The 589-nt window shown below is 59.9% G+C and carries 1 protein-coding gene; it reads right to left on the bottom strand.

Features of this window, described 5'->3' with window-relative positions:
• On the bottom strand, positions 1-587 hold a 587-nt coding region (locus HMPREF1494_RS05685), incomplete at its 3' end, for a replication protein RepA (RefSeq protein WP_081724119.1).
• Positions 588-589 lie beyond the last annotated feature (2 nt).

Below are 589 nucleotides of genomic sequence, written 5' to 3'. Positions count from 1 at the left end.
TCCGACATCTCGGCGTTCTCACCGTGATGCTCCTCGTTGCTCTGGTCGAAGCGGCAGTACCGGCATTCCCCGCACGGGACGAGGCCGTCCCTGTGTTCACGGGCCGTGTTCACATCGAACAGGTCGGATGTGGTGAACACCTGCCAGGAGGCGTCGAACGTCTGCCAGTGACCCGTATCCTCCGGACCGGCCGCCTTCACCGACGCCGAGCGCGAATCACGCACTCGCTCCAACCTCGCCTGCTTCTCTGCATTGCGGGTCTGTGCGACGGTCGGGACGCTGGTCTGGCTCGGGAAGACAGTCACGCGTTGAGGGCCGACCGTGATCTTGCATTGATAGACTTCCAGCACATCCCCTAAAGCCCTTTTGAATTTCCGTTTGAAGTCCTTGAGCTCGGAATCGGAGCCGAACTGTTGGTAGAGCTGCTGCCAGCTGATCGTGGCCGGCTCGTGCAGGTTGTAGACGCGCTTGGTCAACCACCAGTAGATGTCAATAGCCATCGGCTTTTTCAGCGCCGAGACCACCTTGAGATCGACCGGTACCGGATTATCCCGCAGCATATCCACATATTCGGAACTGAGCCGCACCC

This window comes from Bifidobacterium sp. MSTE12, from assembly GCF_000513015.1.
GTDB lineage: Bacteria > Actinomycetota > Actinomycetes > Actinomycetales > Bifidobacteriaceae > Bifidobacterium > Bifidobacterium dentium.
This window is presented reverse-complemented; position numbering and strand designations above follow the sequence as displayed.